Origin of the sequence: Fibrella rubiginis (assembly GCF_017353185.1) — a bacterium.
Taxonomy (GTDB): Bacteria; Bacteroidota; Bacteroidia; order Cytophagales; family Spirosomataceae; genus Fibrella; species Fibrella rubiginis.
Map to the genome: position 1 here is coordinate 20,221 of NZ_JAFMYV010000002.1, position 20,433 is coordinate 40,653.

At 55.9% G+C, this 20,433-nt stretch carries 14 protein-coding genes; 6 read left to right on the plus strand and 8 right to left on the minus strand.

Features of this window, described 5'->3' with window-relative positions:
- Window positions 1-217 precede the first annotated feature (217 nt).
- The 6 genes from arsS to J2I47_RS03660 all read right to left on the minus strand — a co-directional run bounded on the left by arsS (window position 218) and on the right by J2I47_RS03660 (window position 7,697).
- On the minus strand, window positions 218-1,264 hold the full coding sequence (arsS, locus tag J2I47_RS03635) for an arsenosugar biosynthesis radical SAM (seleno)protein ArsS (protein WP_207363205.1): 1,047 nt from the start codon (window positions 1,262-1,264) through the stop codon (window positions 218-220).
- Between the two features lie 118 nt (window positions 1,265-1,382).
- On the minus strand, window positions 1,383-1,715 hold the full coding sequence (locus J2I47_RS03640) for an arsenosugar biosynthesis-associated peroxidase-like protein (RefSeq protein ID WP_207337584.1): 333 nt from the start codon (window positions 1,713-1,715) through the stop codon (window positions 1,383-1,385).
- A 192-nt stretch (window positions 1,716-1,907) separates the two neighbouring features.
- The gene (gene pheS, locus J2I47_RS03645) at window positions 1,908-2,963 is read right to left on the minus strand and encodes a phenylalanine--tRNA ligase subunit alpha (protein WP_207363206.1); all 1,056 of its coding nucleotides are present in this window, start codon (window positions 2,961-2,963) and stop codon (window positions 1,908-1,910) included.
- A 145-nt stretch (window positions 2,964-3,108) separates the two neighbouring features.
- Window positions 3,109-4,380 (minus strand): exo-beta-N-acetylmuramidase NamZ family protein, encoded by a 1,272-nt coding sequence (locus tag J2I47_RS03650; protein ID WP_445451875.1) that lies wholly within the window; start codon window positions 4,378-4,380, stop codon window positions 3,109-3,111.
- Window positions 4,381-4,394: 14 nt separating this feature from the next.
- Window positions 4,395-6,626, minus strand: a complete 2,232-nt coding sequence (locus J2I47_RS03655; protein ID WP_229374265.1) for a sensor histidine kinase — start codon at window positions 6,624-6,626, stop codon at window positions 4,395-4,397.
- A gap of 36 nt (window positions 6,627-6,662) precedes the next feature.
- Window positions 6,663-7,697, minus strand: coding sequence for a threonine aldolase family protein (locus J2I47_RS03660; RefSeq protein WP_207363791.1), 1,035 nt, complete (start codon window positions 7,695-7,697; stop codon window positions 6,663-6,665).
- A gap of 227 nt (window positions 7,698-7,924) precedes the next feature.
- Here J2I47_RS03660 and J2I47_RS03665 point away from each other — a divergent pair, with 227 nt between their 5' ends.
- From J2I47_RS03665 to J2I47_RS03675, 3 genes are all read left to right on the plus strand, one after another.
- Entirely contained in the window at window positions 7,925-9,256 is a 1,332-nt protein-coding gene (locus J2I47_RS03665; RefSeq protein ID WP_207363207.1) for a Gfo/Idh/MocA family protein, read from the plus strand.
- 134 nt (window positions 9,257-9,390) lie between these two features.
- Window positions 9,391-12,213, plus strand: a complete 2,823-nt coding sequence (locus J2I47_RS03670) for a M16 family metallopeptidase (protein ID WP_207363208.1) — start codon at window positions 9,391-9,393, stop codon at window positions 12,211-12,213.
- Window positions 12,214-12,331: 118 nt separating this feature from the next.
- Window positions 12,332-13,771, plus strand: coding sequence for a leucine-rich repeat domain-containing protein (locus tag J2I47_RS03675; RefSeq protein ID WP_207363209.1), 1,440 nt, complete (start codon window positions 12,332-12,334; stop codon window positions 13,769-13,771).
- A 110-nt stretch (window positions 13,772-13,881) separates the two neighbouring features.
- On the opposite strand, the gene J2I47_RS03680 is transcribed toward J2I47_RS03675, so the two are convergent.
- Window positions 13,882-15,171 (minus strand): hemolysin family protein, encoded by a 1,290-nt coding sequence (locus J2I47_RS03680; RefSeq protein WP_207363210.1) that lies wholly within the window; start codon window positions 15,169-15,171, stop codon window positions 13,882-13,884.
- Between the two features lie 113 nt (window positions 15,172-15,284).
- Between J2I47_RS03680 and J2I47_RS03685 the strand changes: the two genes are divergently transcribed.
- The 3 genes from J2I47_RS03685 to J2I47_RS03695 all read left to right on the plus strand — a co-directional run bounded on the left by J2I47_RS03685 (window position 15,285) and on the right by J2I47_RS03695 (window position 17,888).
- A complete protein-coding gene (locus tag J2I47_RS03685) occupies window positions 15,285-15,968 on the plus strand; it encodes an NUDIX hydrolase (protein WP_207363211.1) in 684 nt (227 codons plus the stop codon).
- A 7-nt stretch (window positions 15,969-15,975) separates the two neighbouring features.
- Window positions 15,976-16,827, plus strand: a complete 852-nt coding sequence (locus J2I47_RS03690; RefSeq protein WP_207363212.1) for a glycoside hydrolase family 16 protein — start codon at window positions 15,976-15,978, stop codon at window positions 16,825-16,827.
- Window positions 16,828-17,066: 239 nt separating this feature from the next.
- Complete coding sequence (locus tag J2I47_RS03695) at window positions 17,067-17,888, plus strand: M57 family metalloprotease (protein WP_207363213.1); 822 nt, start codon at window positions 17,067-17,069, stop codon at window positions 17,886-17,888.
- Between the two features lie 70 nt (window positions 17,889-17,958).
- On the opposite strand, the gene J2I47_RS03700 is transcribed toward J2I47_RS03695, so the two are convergent.
- Entirely contained in the window at window positions 17,959-20,244 is a 2,286-nt protein-coding gene (locus tag J2I47_RS03700) for a S8 family serine peptidase (RefSeq protein ID WP_207363214.1), read from the minus strand.
- Window positions 20,245-20,433 lie beyond the last annotated feature (189 nt).

Consider the following 20,433-nt stretch of genomic DNA (forward strand, 5'->3'; position numbering starts at 1 on the left):
TTGCGGATTTCGGATTGATGGCTGTGGCAAGTGGCTTTGCGCTGTGGTGTGGCTTCGCGCTCGCAGCCCTTCGACAGGCTCAGGGTGACAGGAAACTTGAATCAAGTTCACTGAACTGTATCAGATGGACTGTCACCCTGAGCCTGTCGAAGGGCTGCGAGCGCGAAGCCACACCACAGCGCAAAGCCACTCGCCGTAGCCAACTTTAGACCTTAACCTAAACAGTATTTCCTCCGCAACTCGAACCGGCTCCCGCCGTGCAGGCGTAGCAGTGTTCGTTTACGATGATAGCGCGTTGGTTGAGGGTGTCGGCGTTGAAGTCGCGGATGTGGGTGATGGGGCTGGCTACGGTCAGGTCGAGCATCTGGTTGAAGTCGCAGTCGTAGAGTTGACCATCCCAGCCAATGGAAATCGTGTTGCGGCACATTACGCCCACCGCTGCACCCGGGTTAAAGGCATTGACGAGCTTTTCCATGTAGCCATCATAGTTGCCCGACTTGAGCAGATAGTCCAGAAAGCGACTGACGGGAATATTCGTAATGGCGTATAAATCATTGAACGTCAGGTCAAATTCGTCCTTCAATACGCGCTTGAACTGGCGTTTCAGGCCCTCCTGACTACCCGGCAGGAAAGCGCCGTTGGGGTTATAGACCAGGTTTAGCAACAGGCCCGTACCTTCCACGCCATAGCCCACGTCATTGAGCATTTTCATGGCCCGAATCGAGTCGGCGAAGACCCCTTTGCCCCGCTGCCGGTCGGTTTTGTCGGCGTTGTAGAAGGGCAGTGAACTGACCACTTCGATGTTGTTGTCGCGGAAAAATTCGGGCAGGTCGTGGTACTTCGGATTAGCCACGATGATGGTGAGGTTGCAGCGCACAATCACGTGCCGCCCCAGCTTGGTCAACTCCGTCACAAACCACCGGAAATCGGGGTTCATTTCGGGCGCGCCACCCGTGAGGTCAACCGTGCCGATGGTGGTTTGGGCCAGCGCGTCGAGGCATTGCTGCATCGTCTCGCGGGTCATGATCTCCTTCCGGTCTGGCCCCGCATCGACGTGGCAGTGCTGACAAACCTGGTTGCACATTTTGCCTATGTTGACCTGAAAAATGTCGATCTGCGTGGGCTTTAATGGAAACAAGCCAATGTGGCCAAGTTGCTCGTGGAAAGACGGCAAGCCCAGTTTACCAAAGTTGTCTCCTTCGATGAGATCAAGTTGCGCCGCTGAACTAGCCAGCGCATGCCCGGAGGCTTTGAGGGATTTCACGTTATGAATTACGATTTACGACTTACGAATTACGATTTGGTCTTACGCTTCGGCTTGCACTGGAGTAAACCCATGCGTAAGCCCAAATCGTAATTCATAAATCGTAAATCGTAAATCCCTACATGCTCAATTCCTTGGCTTTGTTCATCATCTGCACGCCGTGAACCAGCGTGGCACCTCCCCGGATAGCGGCGGCTACGTGGACGGCCTCCATCATTTCCTGCTCCGAGCAGCCCTTTTCGAGGGTATCAGACGTATAGGCGTCGATGCAGTAAGGGCACTGCACGGTGTGCGAAACAGCCAGGGCAATCAGCGATTTTTCGCGGGCGGTGAGGGCACCTTCGGCAAAAACAGCGCCGTAATAAGCGAAGAATTTATCGGCAAATTCTTTCTGGAACTCACCGATTTTGCCGAACTTCTTCAGATCAGCGGGGTCATAATAGGTCTGCATAGGGAGGAGGTTAATTGAAGGTATGTACGAGAAGAGCTTAATGAGCGATTGAGTGAATGAGCGACGGTCCGGCGTCCCGGTGAGTGAATAGCTTGGAGCGCTTTGCGCACATAAGGTACATGCGCAAAGCGCTCCAAGCTATTCACTCACCGGGACGCCGGACCGTCGCTCATTCACTCAATCGCTCATTGATTAAAGTCCTTCAAATTGCCTTAAAAAGCGGACGTCATTTTCGAAATAAAGGCGGAGGTCGCGGACCTGGTATTTCAGCATTGTGATGCGTTCAATGCCCATGCCGAACGCGAAGCCGGTGAACTCGTCGGGGTCAATGCCGCAGTTAGTTAGCACGTTGGGGTCAACCATGCCCGACCCCGCGATTTCTACCCAACCCGTGTATTTGCAGACGTTGCAACCGCTACCACCGCAAATCTGGCACGAAATGTCGATCTCGGCACTGGGTTCGGTGAAGGGGAAATAGGAGGGACGAAACCGGATTTTGGTGTCTTTCGTGAACAGCTCTTTCACAAAATGATAGAGCGTGTCTTTCAGGTCTTTGAAGCCCACATTGTGGTCAATGTAGATGCCCTCGACCTGGTGAAACTGGCAGTGCGCCCGCGCCGAAATAGCCTCGTTGCGATACACCCGTCCCGGCATAATCGACCGGATGGGTCGAAAGCCACCGGGGGAGTTGCGCACCTGCTCCATCAACCGAATCTGCACGTTGGAGGTGTGCGTCCGCAGCAGTATGTCCTGCGAGGGCGTATCTGTTTTCTCCACGAAAAACGTGTCCTGCATTTCGCGGGCGGGGTGGTTATCAGCAAAGTTGAGCGCCCCGAAGTTGTACCAGTCCGTCTCTATCTCCGGACCGTCGGCCACGTTGAAACCAATGCGCTCGAAGATTTGGATAATGCGCTGCCGCACAATGCTGAGCGGGTGCTGCGTACCCATCAGGTTAGGCACCGTGGGCAGGGTCAGGTCAAACGCTGGTTGGGCCGCCGTGGTTTGTTCAGCAGCTTCCACCTGCTCCTGAAACGCCTGAAAACGGTCCTGCGCCAGGTTTTTAAGGCCGTTCAGCTGCTGACCCAGTGCACGACGGTCTTCGGCAGCGGCGGTTTTCAGGCCCTCGAACAGTTCGGTAACGGCCCCCTTCTTGCTCAGGTAGCGCAGCCGATACTGCTCCAGTTGCTCTTTATTGGTTACGGTCGCCTGTTCAATTTCGGCGTATAGCTGGGCAATGGATTCGATCATAAAAAGGGGTGACCCCACCCCCAGCCCCTTCCCTGAAAAACAGGGAAGGGGAGCTACTTTGGCGTAAGCTCCGCTTAGCGAAGTTGCTCTAGAGCGGCTCCCCTCCCCTGTTTTTCAGGGGAGGGGCTGGGGGTGGGGTGTTTTTTCAAAGGTAAAGCAAATATGTTTTGCGAAGCTGTTTGTAACGGCTTAGGGCAGGTTCCCAGCTTTGGCGGATGGCTTTTTCGGGTACGCCCGCGATGACCTGTTTGCGCAGTTGGTCCGTACCCGCCAGCTTGTCGATGAAGTTGGTTTTCAGAAAGAACGTCTCTTTATCGGGTGTTTTCTGGTAGAAATCGAGTAGGTATTTGAGCGAAAGTCCCAGTTTTTGGGCGTCAATTTTGGTCAGGTCATAGCCGTAGCAGAGCTTGCCTTTGTTGGGTGGGTTTACGGCGCCGGGTTTGTCGACGGGGGTAAACGTGTAGGGGCCGCTGGGGTAAGTAGGTGAGCCTATTACCTGAAACTGAGTGTCGGTGCCGCGGCCCAGGCTGACGTTGGTGCCTTCGAAAAAGCAGAGCGAGGGATACAGCAGCACCGCCTGCCGGTTGGGTAGGTTGGGCGAGGGCGCAACGGGCAGCGTGTAGGGCGTGGCATGGGTGTAGCCTTTCACGGGCACCACCGTCAGTGAGCATTGCACACCCCCGGCCAGCCACTTCTCGCCGTTGATCATCCGGGCCAGTTCACCCACCGTGAGGCCGTGCACCACCGGAATAGGATGCATGCCTACAAACGATTTAAAGGCCGGGTCGAGCACGGGGCCGTCAACGTAATGGCCATTGGGGTTGGGCCGATCCAGCACCACCAGCGGTTTTTTGGCCTCAGCGCAGGCTTCCATCACGTAGTGAAGCGTGCTGATGTAGGTGTAGAACCGGGCGCCAACATCCTGAATATCGAACACAACCACGTCGAGCGAATCGAGTTGCGCAGCGGCGGGTTTGTAATTTTTGCCGTAGAGCGACACAATACTCACACCCGATTTTGGGTCGCGCCCGTTGCCAATTTTCTCACCTGCGCTGGCCGTTCCGCGGAAACCGTGCTCCGGTGCAAAAATAGTTTTGATGGTAATGCCCAGGGCCAGCAGACTGTCTACCACGTGCGTTTGCCGAATCATGGACGTCTGATTCACCACCATGCCTACCCGCTTACCCCGCAGGCTGCTGGTGTACAGGTTGGTTTGTTCCGCCCCAGTCTGAACGGAGGCTTTTGCTGGCGTAAAAACCTTGTAGGGGCGGGCCATCGTGCCCGCCCGCTCTAGGCGCATCGTGCCCGCCCCTACATGGCGCATCGTGCCCGCCCGCTCTTGGCCCCACAGGACTGCTGGTGATGGGCCAGCAAGCAGCGCAATGGCTGTAGCAATCAGAATGCTTTTAGTGATCATAGTGAGTAAGGTTATCAGGCTGGTAGCATCAGTATAAACGTGGTGTATTCGCCGGGCTTGGTATCTACGGATAAACTGCCGCCATGGCCTTTGGTGACGATATCAAAGCTAAGCGAAAGGCCAAGGCCGGTTCCTTCGCCGGTAGGTTTAGTGGTAAAAAACGGCTGGAAAATCTTGCGTTGCAGGTGCTGCGGAATGCCATTGCCGTTGTCATTCACCCGAACCTCAACATGCCCATTCCCCGGCCCCCCGTTCTCTGGCCCCGGTCCGGTAGACCGGGCTGATGATGGTGCCCCTTCAGGGCGGTTCGAGGGTTCTGTGGGCGGTGTGGAAACAAGTCGGGTAGAGACTGTCACCGTGGGTTTGTAGCCTTCCGGGGTCGTTTTTGCTTTTTCCTGTACGGCATAAAACGCGTTGTTGAACAGGTTCAGCAGCACCCGACCAATGTCCTGACTCACCACGCTGATAGGGGCGAGACTGGGGGTGAACTCAGTGACGAGCGTGGCGTTGAAACGTTTGTCTTTGGCACGAAGACCGTGGTAGCTCAGCCGCATGTACTCATCGGCGAGGGCGTTGATGTCGGTAGGCTGACGTTCGCCGGTGCTGGTGCGGGCATGTTCGAGCATACCGCGCACAATGCTGGCTGCCCGCCCGCCATGTTGACCAATCTTAACCACGTTTTGCTCAATGTCGGTGAGTAGTTCAGCTTCCAGTGTGGGGTCACGGTCGGGGCGGGTTTGTTCCTGCCGGAGTTCGGCAATTAACTCACCCGACACCTCAGCGAAGTTGTTGACAAAGTTGAGGGGGTTCTGGATTTCGTGGGCAATACCTGCTGTCAGTTCACCCAGAGAGGCCATTTTTTCGCGTTGCACCAGTTGCGTCTGGGTGTTGCGCAACTCCTGCAACGACCGGTTGAGCGTGGCCGTGCGCTGAGCCACCTCCTTCTCCAAGGTGGCTTTCTGGTCTTTCAGAATGGTTTCTTTCTCAACAGACAGTTTCTCCACATCTTTCAGCCGTGCCTCCAGGTCGCGGTTGGTCTGGGCGTTTTCGCGGGCCAGTATCACGGCCAGTGTAAGCGGGATAGTCAGGTTGATAATCAGGGTGGCGGCGTTGCCAATCAGTTCCATCGTTACCGAATTACGATCTCGCAGAATGATGGTAACGATGATCATGCCCACCATAACACCCACCATAGTCAGTAGAGGAATCAGCACGAGCCGGGCATTGGCCTGCTGGGTACGAAGTGCCGTTACGCTGGCAACGAGCAGGTCGATAAATAACCCGCCGAGGCCAGCCATAAGCAATATAATAGGTATGATTTCCTGTTCCGTAAAATGATCGACGAAAAAGGCAAACAAGACAACGGCCGTCAAGGCCCAGAAAAGCCAGGTAAGCCGCTTATTCAGAAACACGTAAAACGTGGCGCAGAGGTAGATGCAATAGAGCATGTAGCATAAGCCACTCACAAACGCCAGCCAGCTGGCGGTAATCAGATCGGTCTGGAACGGGCGAATAATGGCGTTGCTCCGTGCCAGCGCAAAAAACAGGCTGGTGAGGCCGAAGTAGAGGTTTACCCGCTGCCGCCGGTACAAATAATACAGGAACTGTACGGCACTGAGCATCAGAAAAACCCCCACGATCAGCGGACTGCGGAAATTCTGCGCTTTGGGTAGGGCCACCTGTTCCATGAGCGTGTCGGCGGGACGAAGCGTGACCTCAAACATAGACTGGTTGGTGACCCGGTCAATGGGTACATACCAGGCGGGTTTGTGGTATGCCCAGCGTACAGCCAGCACATGCGGGCCAGGTTTGGTGGTCAGCGGATACCACTCAAAGCGCGTAGGCGAATAATCAACCTGCCTGCTGGCGTTGGCACTGACACTGCCAAACCGCCGTAGCAGCCGCCCGTCCAGATAGAGTTCAGATGCGCCGGCCTGATCTACATTGAAGTATAGTTGCTTGCCAACTAATGAACTGTCTATACTAATACGCAGCCGAAGCCAGCCGATATTACCGGCCAGGGGTTTGCGCTGCATGTCGAGCGTACGGATGGGGCGGATGCTGTCCCAGTGGCTATCGTCGAGGGTAGGGCTGGCCCAGGCGCGGTTATCGCCGTCATGCCACCGCCACCCTTTCTGTAATGTGATCTCCCCTGACTTTGGCAGCGTGTCGAGCGCGATTACACGCTGTTGCGCAATGGCAAACCGGGTCGATAGAAAGAGTATGAGGAAGATAGGCAGGCGCATAAGGTTCGGTCTATTCACCGCAGGGATACCCGCAAGTTAGGCAGCACCAACGGTCTGCCCTGCAAGTGCTTGCCCAAACTGCTCAATGTGCTCATCGGTGAGGTCGAGGTGGGTTACAAAGCGCACTAGTTGAGGACCAAAGGCTACCGCCAGAATGCCGCGCTCTTTCAGGTTTGCGATGTAATCGGTGTTGGTGATGCCCTCATGCAACCGGATAATTACGATGTTGGTATCAACCGGCAGCACCGAATGGACATCAGGTTGAGCGGCCATGATCTGCCCAATACGGCGGGCGCGGGCGTGGTCTTGTTTCAGCCGCCCCACGTGGTGGTCGAGGGCGTAGATGCCCGCTGCGGCCAGAAAACCGGCCTGCCGCCAGCCGCCGCCCATAAGTTTACGGAACCGTTTTGCCTGCGCAATAAACGCCGCCGACCCCAGCAACAATGAGCCTACAGGGCAGCCCAGCCCTTTTGAGAGGCAAATGCTGATCGAATCGAACAGCCGGCCGTAGGCTTCGGGTGCATCGCCGGTTTCTGCCAGGGCGTTGAACAGCCGCGCTCCGTCGAGGTGCAGGGCCAGGCCGCGTTCGTCGCAAAGCTGACGGATGGCGGCGATTTCGGGAATGGTATAGTAGCAGCCTCCGCCTTTGTTGACGGTATTCTCCAGCGACACCAGCCGCGACAGGGGGCGGTGGGGATCCGTAGGGTTGTTAATGGCGGGGGCGATTAGTTCGGGCGTGAGCTTGCCTCGTTCACCCGCCAGCAGGGCCACCGAGGCCAGTGCGTTGACGGCAATGCCACCGCCTTCGTATAAGTAAATGTGCGAGAGCTGGTCGCATATGACCTCATCGCCGGGGCGCACATGGGTACGAATGGCGAGTTGGTTAGTCATGGTGCCGGAGGGGCAAAACAGGGCCGCTTCCATGCCGAACATGGCTGCGGCTTTTTGCTCCAGGGCATTCACAGAGGGGTCCTCGCCAAAGACGTCATCGCCAATGGAGGCCGCCATCATAGCAGCCAGCATGGCAGGGGTAGGGCGGGTAACGGTATCGCTACGGAGATCGATCATCAGATTTTAAGGGGAACGCGGCGGCGGACCGTGCGGATTTTTTCGCGTACCGCGGACTTTAGTCCGCAGGGCGGTAGATACGGACTAAAGTCGGCGGTACGTTTGTTTATGCTTGCAAAGGTAAAATTCGTGCTAATCTGCTTATCCGACTAATCCGCGTTCCGGTAAAAAATTCGTTTTGATCCCGCACCGGCGTACCGGCTAAATCCGCGTCATCCTCGTTCTCCACTATGACTACTTCCCGTCGCCGTTTTTTGCGGCAATCTACCCAAATCGCTGCCGCTGGTGCGTTGCTACCAACGGGCCTTGCAGCTGCCCCGCCATCGTCGGTGGCAGCCGATACTATTTCAGTAGCCCTCATCGGGGGCAACAGCATGGGCTGGGCCGACCTGACATCCATGCTCAAAAATCCGGGTGTGCGTTGCGTGGCCCTCTGCGACGTTGACCAGAACGTGCTGAACAAACGGGCGGCTGAACTGGAGAAGATGACACCTGTCGGTACACCGCCAACAAAGCCAGTGCTGTATAATGACTTTCGTAAGCTGTTGGAAAACAAGGGTATAGACGCCGTGGTGATTGGCACACCCGACCATTGGCACTGCCTGCCTGCGATCATGGCCTGCCAGGCTGGCAAAGATGTGTACGTGGAAAAACCGATGGCCACCACCATTGACGAGTGCAACCTGATGGTAGCTGCCGCCCGTAAACACCAGCGCATTGTGCAGGTGGGGCAGTGGCAGCGCAGTGGTGAGCACTGGAAAGCCGCCGTTGACTTTGTGCGGTCGGGAAAGCTGGGCACCATCCGGACAGTGAAGACGTGGGCCTACATGCCCTACGGAAAAACGTTTCCGGTATTGCCCGATGAACCGGCACCCGCGGGCGTTGACTACGCCATGTGGCTGGGTCCGGCCCCGAAACGCCCCTTCAACCGCAACCGATTCCACGGCAGCTTCCGCTATTTCTGGGACTATGCCGGCGGGCTCATGACCGACTGGGGTGCCCACATGATCGACATGGCGCTCTGGGGCATGAATGTTACCGCGCCCAAATCGGTCGTGGCGGCGGGTGGGCGGTTCGGCTTTCCCGACCATGCCGGTGAAACTCCCGACACCATGCAGGTGGTCTATGATTTCGGCCACTTCACGCTACTCTGGGAGCAGGCCATTGGCATTGCCCGCGGCCCTTACGACCGCGAACATGGCGTGGCCTTTATTGGCAACCTGGGCACGGTAGTGGTAGACCGCAATGGCTGGGAACTGCTGCCCGAAACAGACAACGGCCAATACCTGTTGCCCGCCCAGCCCCCCAAACGGATGTACGGCAACGACCTGGACCGGCACACGCGCAATTTTGTGGAGTGCATTCGCAGTCGGCAGCAGCCCAACGCCCCCGCCGAAGTGGGGCGGAATGTAGCCCTGCACGCGCATCTGGGCAATATGGCCTACCGACTGGGTCGTAAGCTGGTCTGGAACGAAGCCACCCAAACCGTAGTCGATGACCCCAAAGCCACCGAGATGGTGAAGGCCCACTACAACAGCCCCTGGCAATTGCCGACGGTGTAAAAGTCACTTACCAACAGATAAATAGTAAAACAGGCCTGCAACTGTTTGGTGTATTTTGCTATCGTTAATGCGGTGTTGGGTGACAAAAAACCAGCACCCAACCCCATACTTCCTAAAAACCACTTTCTACGTTCATGACACATAACCCCAACCTACTTCTTCGCTGGAGCTTTGCTGCGGCACTCACTCTGGGCGGTCCGCTGCTGGCCCTCGCCCAAACAACCGCAGCACCTCCGTTACCGGCTGGTGTCACCAAAGGCGCTTCCGTAGAAGGCATTACGGAATACCAGTTGAAAAACGGCCTGAAAGTGCTGTTGTATCCCGACGTTTCGAAGCCCACCATAACCGTCAACATCACCTACCTGGTGGGGTCGCGGCACGAGGGGCTGGGCGAAGCGGGCATGGCTCACCTGCTGGAACACATGGTCTTCAAAGGCTCGACCAAGCATCCCAACGTGCCGCAGGAACTCACCGCCCACGGTGCCCGCCCCAATGGCACTACCTGGCTCGACCGCACCAACTATTTCGAGACCTTCGCCGCCACCGACGAGAACCTGAAGTGGGCACTCGACCTGGAAAGCGATCGGATGGTGAACTCGTTTATCAAAAAAACGGACCTCGAAACCGAGTTTTCGGTGGTGCGCAATGAGTTTGAAATCGGCGAAAACTCGCCGCAGAATGTACTCAACGAGCGCGTGGTGGCTACGGCGTTTTTATGGCACAACTATGGCAAAAGCACTATAGGCAACCGGTCTGATATTGAGCGCGTACCCATCGAAAATTTGCAGGCGTTCTACAAGCGCTATTACCAGCCCGACAATGCCGTGCTTGTGGTAGCGGGCAAGATCGACGAGGCCAAAACGCTGGCGATGGTCAACACTTATTTTGGCGCTATTCCCCGCCCAACGCGCCTGCTGCAGGATTCGCATACTATCGAGCCTGTTCAGGACGGGGAGCGTAACGTGGTGCTGCGCCGCGTGGGCGACACCAAAGTAGTAGCCGCTGGTTACCACATCATGCCTGGTTCGCACCCTGACTACGCCGCCATGGACGTGCTGGTGGAACTGCTCACGAGCGAACCCGCCGGGCGATTGTATAAGAAGCTGGTAGAAACCAAAAAAGCGTCGAGCCAGTACGGTTACACCTTCAGCCTGAAAGAGCCGGGCTTCGTTTATTTCGCCGTTGAGTTGCTGAAAGACAAATCCATCGATGACGCGAAAACGGCCATGCTCAACACCCTCGACTCGGCCTCGGTGGAGGTGGCCAGTGCAGAAGAAGTGAGCCGTGCCCGTGCCAAACTCCTCAAAGACGTAGAGCTTCAGTTTCGTAATACCGACCGCGTAGGTCTGGCCATGAGCGAGTTCATTGCCACCGGCGACTGGCGGCTGGGGTTCATCTACCGCGACCAACTGGAGAAAGTGACCCCCGCCGATGTGCAGCGCGTGGCTAAGCTATACTTTAAACCCAGCAACCGCACCGTGGGCCTGTTTATCCCCGACGCCACCCCCGACCGCACCGAAGTGCCCGAAGCCCCCGACGTGGCAGCGCTGGTGAGCGGCTACAAAGGCCGTGCGCTGGTGGCGCAGGGCGAAGCGTTTGATGCCTCGCCGGCTAACATCGACGGGCGGACCAAACGCATCGAGCAGCCCAACACGGTTGAACTGGCCCTGCTGCCCAAGCTGACCAAAGGCAACGAGGTCAATGCCCGCATGACCCTCCGCTACGGCGACGTGAAGAGCCTGATGAACAAAGGAACGATCAGCGAACTGACAGCCAACATGCTCAACAAAGGCACAACCAGTCGCACCCGGCAGCAGATCAAAGACGAACTGGATAAGCTGAAAGCGCAGGTAGACGTGTTTGGCGGGGGCAACACGGTAAACGTGATCATCAAAACCGACAGGGACAACTTGCCCGCCGTAGTGCGGTTGGTGTCGGATGTGTTGAAAAATCCGGTTTTCAGTGCCGATGAATTCGACAAACTCCGGCAGGAGCAATTGGCCAACATCGAGTCGCAACGGTCCGAGCCGATGTCGCAGGCCAGCATTGCCTACAGCCGGGCCATCAGCCCCTACGACAAAGCCGATGTGCGCTATACGCAGACCTTTGATGAGCAGGTGGCCGCGTTGAAAGCAGCCAAACTGGAAGACCTGAAGGCCTTTCACCAGCAGTTCTACGGTGCACAAAACGCCACCGTCTCTGTGGTGGGCGATTTCGACGAACCCGTACTGCGGAAGGTGATTATGGACGAATTTGGCTCGTGGAAGGCCCAAATGCCCTTCAGCCGCCTGGTGAGCGAGGTGAAACCCGTGAAAGCAGAAACGATGGCCCTGGAAACGCCCGACAAAGCCAACGCCATGCTGCTGGCGGGCTACATGTTTCCCCTCCGCGACGACGACCCCGACTACCCGGCTCTGGTGCTGGGCAACTACATGCTCGGTGGTGGCTTTTTAAACTCAAGGCTGGCCACCCGGATTCGGCAAAAAGAAGGCATCAGCTACGGCGTAGGGTCGCAGATGAGCGCCAACTCGCTGGATAAATCAGCCAACTTCACCACCTACGCCATGTACAACCCGGAGAACACCGAACGGCTGGAAAAAGCTTTCCGCGAAGAACTGGACAAGATGCGCACCGATGGCTTCACCGCCGACGAAGTGACCGCCGCCAAGTCGGGCTTTTTGCAGTCGCGGCAGGTAACGCGGGCGCAGGACCCCTCGCTGGCCGCCACGCTCAACAATTACCTGTTCCTGAACCGGACAATGGCCTTTGATGCTGACCTCGACAAGAAGTTTGCGGCCCTGACGCCAGCTCAGATCAATGCGGCGGTGAAAAAATACATCGACCCCACAAAGCTGGTGATTATCAAGGCGGGTGATTTTGCCAAAGCCAAGAAAGCCCTCGCCGACAAGCCCGTTCCGCCCGCCCCCGCAGCAGTAGGTGCCGGCAAGAAGGATTGATCGTAACGGACTGGTATAAAAAGCGTAGCTGTCTCAAGAATAGCTACGCTTTTTTTGTGGAAACCGTTTACCAGATGCATCTACTAGGCTATACTTATCCTTTACTCAATAGACCATTATGATACGCAACGCACTTTTAGTAGGGGGGCTACTTAGTATAGCCACGATAGGTTGGGCGCAGCAAAAAACCGCTGACGTTCAGGTGATTCTGAAAGCCGACACGGCTCAGTTTGGCGTAAGCCCTGCCCAACTGGCTAAGACACACATACCATTTGGTGATCAAGTTCAGGCGTTATCTGATCAAGCTCAGACAACACCGCGCAAGGCCATGAAAGCTTTTAACACGGCCCAGATGGACTTGATAAAAAAGATATCCTTAGTATTGGCTACCAACGTTTTCTTTCATTATGAGGCTTTCTACCGTGCCGATGGCACTGCCGAATGGGTCATTGTGAGCCCTAACGAAGACGCCAGTGTGCAGGAGGTTAGTAAACTACTGACAGAATTGACGCAGTTTTATCAAGGTACACCGTTGATGGCTCAGTTACCCAAGCCATTCGCACTCAATGGCGTGTATGTGGTGGGTCGTCCATCGTTCGTGCAGAAACGTACCGTCCGCACCGGCGACAGCACCATCAGCACCCTCGAAGCTGCCCGGCTCACCAATCGCCCCGATACAGTGCGGTATGTGTTTTTCAACCAACTCAATCTGAAAGCCATACCTGATGAACTCTACCGGTTTCAGAATCTGGAAGAACTTGATTTGTCGAAGAATGAACTGACGCAACTACCCCTGCGCCTCACCGCTGATCTGCCTAACCTGAAACGGCTGAGTCTGCTGGAAAATCAGATTGGCGACGACGGTATTTTTTTTGCCAAAAACACGCACCTTGAGGCGCTCAACGTGCAGTACAATAAGCTCACGCGTGTACCTAAGTCAGTTTCGAATAATCGGCATCTGACCAGTCTCTGGTTGGGACACAATAACCTGAATGAGCTGGCTATCAGACCACTAAAAAAGTTAAAACGGCTCTATGACCTGAATCTCTACGAAGCGGGCCTGACGAGCATACCCAAAAAAATCAGGAAGCTGAAACATTTGACCATCCTGGATCTATACCATAATGACCTGCTCACCCTGCCTAAACAGATGGGTAAGATGAAGGCGCTGGAGCAACTTGCCGTGGCCAATAACCGCCTCACCAAACTGCCCAAAGAACTGGCTAAACTACCCCGGCTAACTACGCTGTTTGTGCACCACAACAAACTCCGCGAACTCCCCGCCGAAATGGCTAGCTTGACCAACCTGCGCCTGCTCGACATTGGCAGCAACCAGTTTAGCGAATTGCCTGCCGTAGTACTTGCCCTACCCGAATTGCAGGACCTCGACCTGTCGGGCAACAACATCCAGACATTGCCCGCCACCCTTGCGCAGCTAACGAAGCTCAAAAAGCTTTACATGCGCAGCAACCCAGTCACCAAAGACGACGCCAAAGTAGGCCCCTACGCCCGCGTGATTGACCAGCTTGAAGCCAACAAAACGGAAGTGTTTTATTGATTTACGATGTACGATTTACGACTTACGATTTTTGCTGACGCATGAGTAGGCCAGAGTAAGCGTACTCATGCGTCAGCAAAAATCGTAAGTCGTAAATCGTACATCGTAAATCACTCTTCCTCTCCCCGGCGCACCATGATCTTGTCGATGCGGTTTTTGTCCATGTCGACGATCTCGAAGGTGAATTGCTGCCAGTGAAAGGTTTCGCCCACTTTCGGAATGTCGCGGATGATGTGGAGCGCGAAGCCGCCGAGGGTGTCGAAGTCGGTGAAATCGCGGCGGGCCTGGGCGGAGAGGGTGATGTCGAAATGCCCCAGAAAATCGTCGAACGGCATGGCCGCGTCTACCAGGTAACTGCCGTCTTCGCGCTGGTGAATGTCGTAGCTGAATTCGCTGGTGTCGGAAATATCCCCTACCAGGGCATCCAGAATGTCGTTGAGGGTTACAATGCCCAGCACCCCGCCGTACTCGTCTACGATGATGCCCACATACTGCCGCCGTTCGCGGAAGCGTTCCAGCACCTGGTAGGCGCGGTTGTTTTCGGGAATAAACAGCACATCGCGCTTGAGGCTCTCCAGTTGGGTAAGCTCCGTGTCGAGGTCTTTACCCAGCAGATCTTTGGAGTGAATAATGCCTACTACCTCGTCGACGCTGCCGTTGCAGAGGGGGTAAATGGCATGGCGGTATTCCAGAATATGCTGCTTGTTTTCGGCTACGTCGGCCTCCAGGTCGAGGTAAACGATGCTCTGCCGACTGGTCATCAGCGAGGTGATCTTACGGTCGCCGAGTTGAAAAACGTTCTGCACAATTTCGTGCTCAATCTCATCAATGGCCCCGGCCGTGCTGCCTTCCTGCACCAGGCTTTTGATCTCTTCTTCCGTGACAGCACTCTCGTTGGGCTTAATACCCAGTAGTTTAATGAGTAAATCGCTCGAAAACGTCAGCAGCGCAATAAACGGCGATGTCACCCGAGAGAGGATGTTCATGGGGGCCGCCATCGTTTTGGCAATGCCTTCGGGGTTCGACAGCCCAATGCGTTTGGGTACCAGTTCTCCCAGCACCAGCGAGGTGTAGGTCAGGGCCAGCAGCACGCCAACCACGGCTATACTATGGGCATAGGGGCGGAGCAACTCCACCTGCGCAATCAGGTTCTGAAGGTCGGTGGTGAGTTTGTCGCCCGAAAAGATACCGAGCAAAATGCCGATGAGCGTGATGCCGATCTGCACGGTAGACAGAAACCGGTTGGGTGAATTAGCCAGTGCGAGGGCGGTTTCGGCCCGCCGGTCGCCGTTTTTAGCCGCTGCTTCCAGGCGTGACCGGCGTGATGACACCAGCGCAATTTCCGACATTGAAAAGATGCCGTTCAAAATTGTCAGCACCAGGATGATAAGTAGCTCCACGTAATAGACAATTGTCCTGCTCGCAAAAATAGCAGAACTATTGGGCCTTCAACCACGCCTAGTTCGCTATTTTTGCGGGCTTTACGGGTCAATCAGCCTCGTAGTTCTTCTGCATGATCGTATTTATCGACGACCGCCCATTGCGGCTCATCAGCCCAAAAGCCACCGAAAAACTGGCGGCTCTCACTGATTTCGACCGTATTGTCGATGCCCGGCTCGATTCGCTCAAAGCCGACGCCCTCAACGGTCATTTACTTATTCTGAACGCCACGCCCGCTACCGCCGAACGGCTCATTGGGTTGCTGGAAGATGAAGACATCAGTCATTTGCTGTCTGTCACGTTGCAGTGCCTGGACAAAGACGCGGTGGAAACACGGATCAAATCGCGCTACAAAGTAGTAAAAGCCGCCGGGGGCGTGGTCATGACCGGGGGACGGATGCTGCTCATCTACCGGCGGGGCGTGTGGGACCTGCCCAAGGGCAAGCTCGACGATGGCGAAGCCTCAAAGACGGCGGCTGTGCGGGAGGTAGAGGAAGAAACCGGTGCCCGCGTGGCCCTCGGCGACAGAATCTGCACTACTTACCATACCTATACCCTTAACGGGAATCGTATTCTGAAGCGGACAAAATGGTACCGCATGTCGCTTATCGACGACAGTAAGATGGCCCCGCAGGCCGAAGAGCAAATTGAAAAAGTAGCGTTTATGGAGCCAAAACAAGCGCAGGTGGCCCTAGCTAACTCCTACAGTTCCATTCGCCATGTGGTTGAACAGGCCATGCTGGTAAAGCAGTCGTGATACATAGATGAAATTACAGCTGTTTCTGATCGCTCATTTGCTACTGCTTGCGCCGTTCTGCTACGGGCAGTCAGTTAATGCACCCCTGCAAGCGCCGGGTAATTACCAGCTGGTGTGGGCTGATGAGTTTACGACCAATGGCCCGCCCAACCCCGCCAACTGGACTTATGAACGGGGCTTCGTGCGGAATAACGAGCTACAATGGTATCAGCCCGACAATGCCCGCTGTCAGAATGGATTCCTCGTTATTGAGGCTCGTCGCGAAAACCGGCCCAATCCCACCTATTCGGCCGGTAGCAGTGTCTGGAACACCAGCCGCCCCACCATTCAGTATTCGTCGGCATGCCTTATCACCCGTGGCCTGCATAGCTGGCAGTATGGCCGTTTCGAGATGCGCGGACGTATTGACACCCGCGCCGGGTTGTGGCCCGCGTTCTGGACACTTGGTCAAACCGGTCAATGGCCATCCAACGGCGAAATTGATATCATGGAATACTACCGGAACATGTTGCTGGCCAACGTAGCCTGGGGAACAAGTACCCAATACAAAGCGGAATGGCGGACGGTAAGAAAGCCAGTCGACATGTTCAACGATCCGGGTTGGGCCAGTAAATTCCATATCTGGCGTATGGATTGGGACGAAACGGCTATTGCCCTTTATGTAGATGACACGCTGCTTAACCGCGTAAACCTGTCGGAAACGATCAATACAGATGGTTCCGGCTTCAATCCGTTCCGGCAGCCGCACTATATATTACTCGACCTGGCTGTTGGTGGGGATCAGGGAGGCGACCCATCAGCCACGGTTTTTCCAGGTCGGTTTGAGGTCGACTACGTGCGGGTTTATCAGAAGCAGTAAGGAGGGATGTGTACTCGAAGTATAGTGATCGTATAGACTAAACCGTTACTTGAAATGGCAGCCCGTAAGCTGCCGTTTTTTTGTGTGTAGCTAGTCTATTTTACGTCAACAGACCCTTTTAATGGAAAAAGGACGCTTCTAATAAATAATTGACCTGAGGGCTGTAATAAGCCCGGTAAAAATGCTTGCTTTGTTCCGTTACTGCATCACACAAAACACACACAAAGACCCCTTACTTTATGAAACGGTTAACCCTATACCTGACTGCACTCGTTGCCGGTGGCGTACTTTATGCGTGCCAGCCTATTCCTGAAGACGCAGCACCTGTCAATTTGACGGAAATCGATTTGGCGATAGAAGCCAATATAAAATCTCTCGGTTTCAGTACTGCCGGTATGCAACGTGTAGCAGGCGGCTACATCGTTGAAAATGACATCTTTATCGACGAACATCAACTCGATAATGGTAAGCAGCTACAGCTGTTGCGGGTGGGTAATGAAGAGCAGTACCGCACCACTAACCTTGTCAATAACCTTCCCCGTACGATTACAGTGTCGTTGGCTACTGGCCTGCCTGCTGGTTACACGGAAGCAATGGATGTAGCTATTGCACGGTATAATGCCGAACCGCTGCAAATTAAGTTTGCCCGCGTGCGCACCGGAGGTGATATCAGGTTTGTAGCCGCGCCCGCTGGTGTGGGCTATCTGGCTTCGGCTGGTTTCCCCAGTGGTGGCAATCCCTTTAACCAGGTGAAAGTAAATACTGCGTTCCTGACAGCATTCGACCCTGCTACTAATACCGTTAAGCTGAATAACTATGCATCGATTTTCGCGCATGAGATGGGCCACTGCATTGGCTTCCGCCATACCGATTACATGGACCGGTCATTTAGTTGCGGTGGTGCAGTTGCCAACGAAGGAGCCAGCAGCATAGGTGCTATCCAGATTCCAGGCACGCCAGCCACGGCTGATCCTAACTCGTGGATGCTGGCCTGCATTGGCAGCACCACCAACCGCCCTTTCAACGCGAATGACAAAATTGCGTTAGACGCACTGTATTAACCGTTTTCTCTTTCCTGGCAGTAACGTCCACGCGAAAGCCCGGCTATTTACAGCCGGGCTTTCGCGTTTTTTATTGAATTAACACCGGTGTAATGTGCTGAACACCAGCCGAGTCGATTACCCGCAGGAAATGAAGGCCCGTGGCTAGGTTGGTAGTGGGCATTTCTTTCACGGTACCGGTGAGCCGCGCCGATTTTTCGCGCTGCCCGTTGGGCGAGATCCAGGTGCCAATGCCATCGGGAGCCTGAATCACCACAGTAACGGGTCGGCCCGCCGCTACGGGGTTTGGAAACAGAAACTGTTCGTTGGCCTGAATATGATAGACCGTTTCCTCGTCGGTCAGGATGGTTTCGCCGGTCTGGGTAGTGATCCTGATGCGGTAGCGGACCGTGCCGGTTGTTGGCGGTCGGTCGGTAAACGTGTAGTTCAATTGACTGGCGGTAGGGGTTAAGGTTGCCAGCGAAACAAAGCCCTGCGCACTCGTAGCTCGTTCGAACGTGAGTGACCGTAGGTTCCAGGCGGTACTGAGCGTAAAGTCGAGGCGGGCAGTGTCAGCTACGGTTTGGCGGGCCAGCCACGTTGACACGTAGCACTCTACGCCCTGCAACTGGTAGTTGATGGTAAAGCCCGGCTGGGTAGGCCTTCCGGCAAGAATAGGCGCAACAGCCACGTAGAGGCCATCGGCCGGTGTCAAAAACGCAACGGTATCGGTGGTCTGCCGGAGCGGCTCCAGATACTGAGTGCCCAGTTTGTACACTTGATACGCCACCACGCCGGGTTGCCGGCGCCAGCTAACTGCGGCCAGGTTGGGGCAATTGAGTACTACCCGCAACCGCGTGGTCTGTGCCACGGCACAGGTGTCGGACAGAAAGGTGCCAGCGTCTGACACCACTCTGAAGCGGGCTGTTTGTGTGCGGTTGGGTGGAGTCCACCAGGCAAGCTGGTCAGCCAGGCGGATGTCTTCGGCGATGGGTTGCCAGTTGGTTTCGCCTGCCGTTTGCACTGACAATGTACCGCGAAGAGCCTTATCGCCCCGCCAAAGCCAGCGGATGGGCTGCGCCTCGCCCGCAGTGAGCACGGCCCCGCCCGTAGGGTTGAACCACGTCAGTACCGAATCGAGGGTGTAGGCTACGGCGTAGGCTTGTGGCCCGTCGGGCAGGGCAGTGCCCACCACCCGGATGCGGTACACGCCCGGTATGGGATTCTGGACGGATGCCTGTTCTGCGTTATTCACCCGGTCAGTTCCCCGTCGGGCGGGCAGCGTTACCGAGTCGGGGTGCAGCGCCGCCGACAGCACCCAGGGACGGATGGTAGTACCATTGGGCAAGTCAAGAAGCAGATCAAGGTTTTGCCGGAGGGCAGCCGTAGTGGCTGGGGTGTCGTTCCAGGCAAGGGCCACCGCCAGCCGCGCCATATTGGGCGGCACCACCAGCGTAAACGACTGCGTGTTGCCACCCGTGACAGTGCCGGTTTTGTACTGATTCCGTTGCGCCAGTGTGACGGCTCCCAGCGCATCGAGGTTGCCAAACCCCGCGCTGTGGTCGGGGCCGGGCAGGTCGATGTCTTCACAACTGGCTATCAGGCAGGCTTTTACCCAGGCAACGGTGGGCAACGTACCTTCTTTGTCGCGGTAGCTTTGTTGCAGCAGCGCCGCCACGCCCGACACCAGCGCCGCTGACTCGGAAGTGCCATTATCGCCGTAGGCCACCAGTTCGGGCTTCAGGCGACCATCAACGGTGGGGCCGCGCGAACTGCGGGCTTCCAGCACACCCCGGCTGCTGATGCCCCCCACGACAAGGGTGTTTTTGGCTTGTTTAAACTCTCCCGTCAGTGTCATAAACGGCCCCGGCAATGGCCCATTTCTGGGTAGTTCCAGTCCGCTGTTTCCCGACGAAAATACGTGGAGCAAGGTGGGCTGCTCTATAACCTGCCTGTCATAAGCGCGAGCGTCGGGGCCATACAAGCGTTCGATACCAACCCCGTAGGAATGGTTCTGAATAGAAACGCCCTGACTGCGAAGGTCGGGCAGGGTGTCGGGGGCCAGCCTGTCGTAGGACGACGAAACCAGCCGTACCCCCCACGCAACCCCCCGGCTGCTGGGGGCAGTGTTACCCGCACCAGCCAGCAGGGTGGTCATGGTAGAGGCATGGTCGGTGAATGATTTGGCCAGGGCCCGGCTAATGACAACGCGCCCCCGAAAGTCGATGTCTGAGGTGTCAAACGGTTGCTCCTTCACCGATACCACCAGGCCTGCGCCGGTCAGCGAAGGGTAGCGCAACCGTGCTGCCTGAAGACCATGCTGCCCCAGATCATAGCCACTAACGGCCTTGCGAGCCTGTTGGGATTGGGCAGCCAATGGGCTTGCCGTACGCAGGAGACCCAAGCACAGGCAGAGCAAAACGCGCACTGTAAAGCAGAATCGCATGGGTGAATTGGAAGAATCAGGTTACAAAACAAATGTACCCGTTTGGACGGTGGTGTCAGAAAAATTATGGGCACAATCAAACACACGGGAAAATTCTCCGTTTGTGCCCAGACGGAGAAT

Excerpts from the sequence above, each read along its gene's own strand:
- J2I47_RS03640 (WP_207337584.1), bottom strand. The coding sequence starts at position 1,715 with ATGCAGACCTATTATGACCCCGCTGATCTGAAGAAGTTCGGCAAAATC.
- pheS (WP_207363206.1), bottom strand. The coding sequence starts at position 2,963 with ATGATCGAATCCATTGCCCAGCTATACGCCGAAATTGAACAGGCGACC.
- J2I47_RS03650 (WP_445451875.1), bottom strand. The coding sequence starts at position 4,380 with ATGATCACTAAAAGCATTCTGATTGCTACAGCCATTGCGCTGCTTGCT.
- J2I47_RS03655 (WP_229374265.1), bottom strand. The coding sequence starts at position 6,626 with ATGCGCCTGCCTATCTTCCTCATACTCTTTCTATCGACCCGGTTTGCC.
- J2I47_RS03665 (WP_207363207.1), top strand. The coding sequence starts at position 7,925 with ATGACTACTTCCCGTCGCCGTTTTTTGCGGCAATCTACCCAAATCGCT.
- J2I47_RS03670 (WP_207363208.1), top strand. The coding sequence starts at position 9,391 with ATGACACATAACCCCAACCTACTTCTTCGCTGGAGCTTTGCTGCGGCA.
- J2I47_RS03675 (WP_207363209.1), top strand. The coding sequence starts at position 12,332 with ATGATACGCAACGCACTTTTAGTAGGGGGGCTACTTAGTATAGCCACG.
- J2I47_RS03685 (WP_207363211.1), top strand. The coding sequence starts at position 15,285 with ATGATCGTATTTATCGACGACCGCCCATTGCGGCTCATCAGCCCAAAA.
- J2I47_RS03690 (WP_207363212.1), top strand. The coding sequence starts at position 15,976 with ATGAAATTACAGCTGTTTCTGATCGCTCATTTGCTACTGCTTGCGCCG.
- J2I47_RS03695 (WP_207363213.1), top strand. The coding sequence starts at position 17,067 with ATGAAACGGTTAACCCTATACCTGACTGCACTCGTTGCCGGTGGCGTA.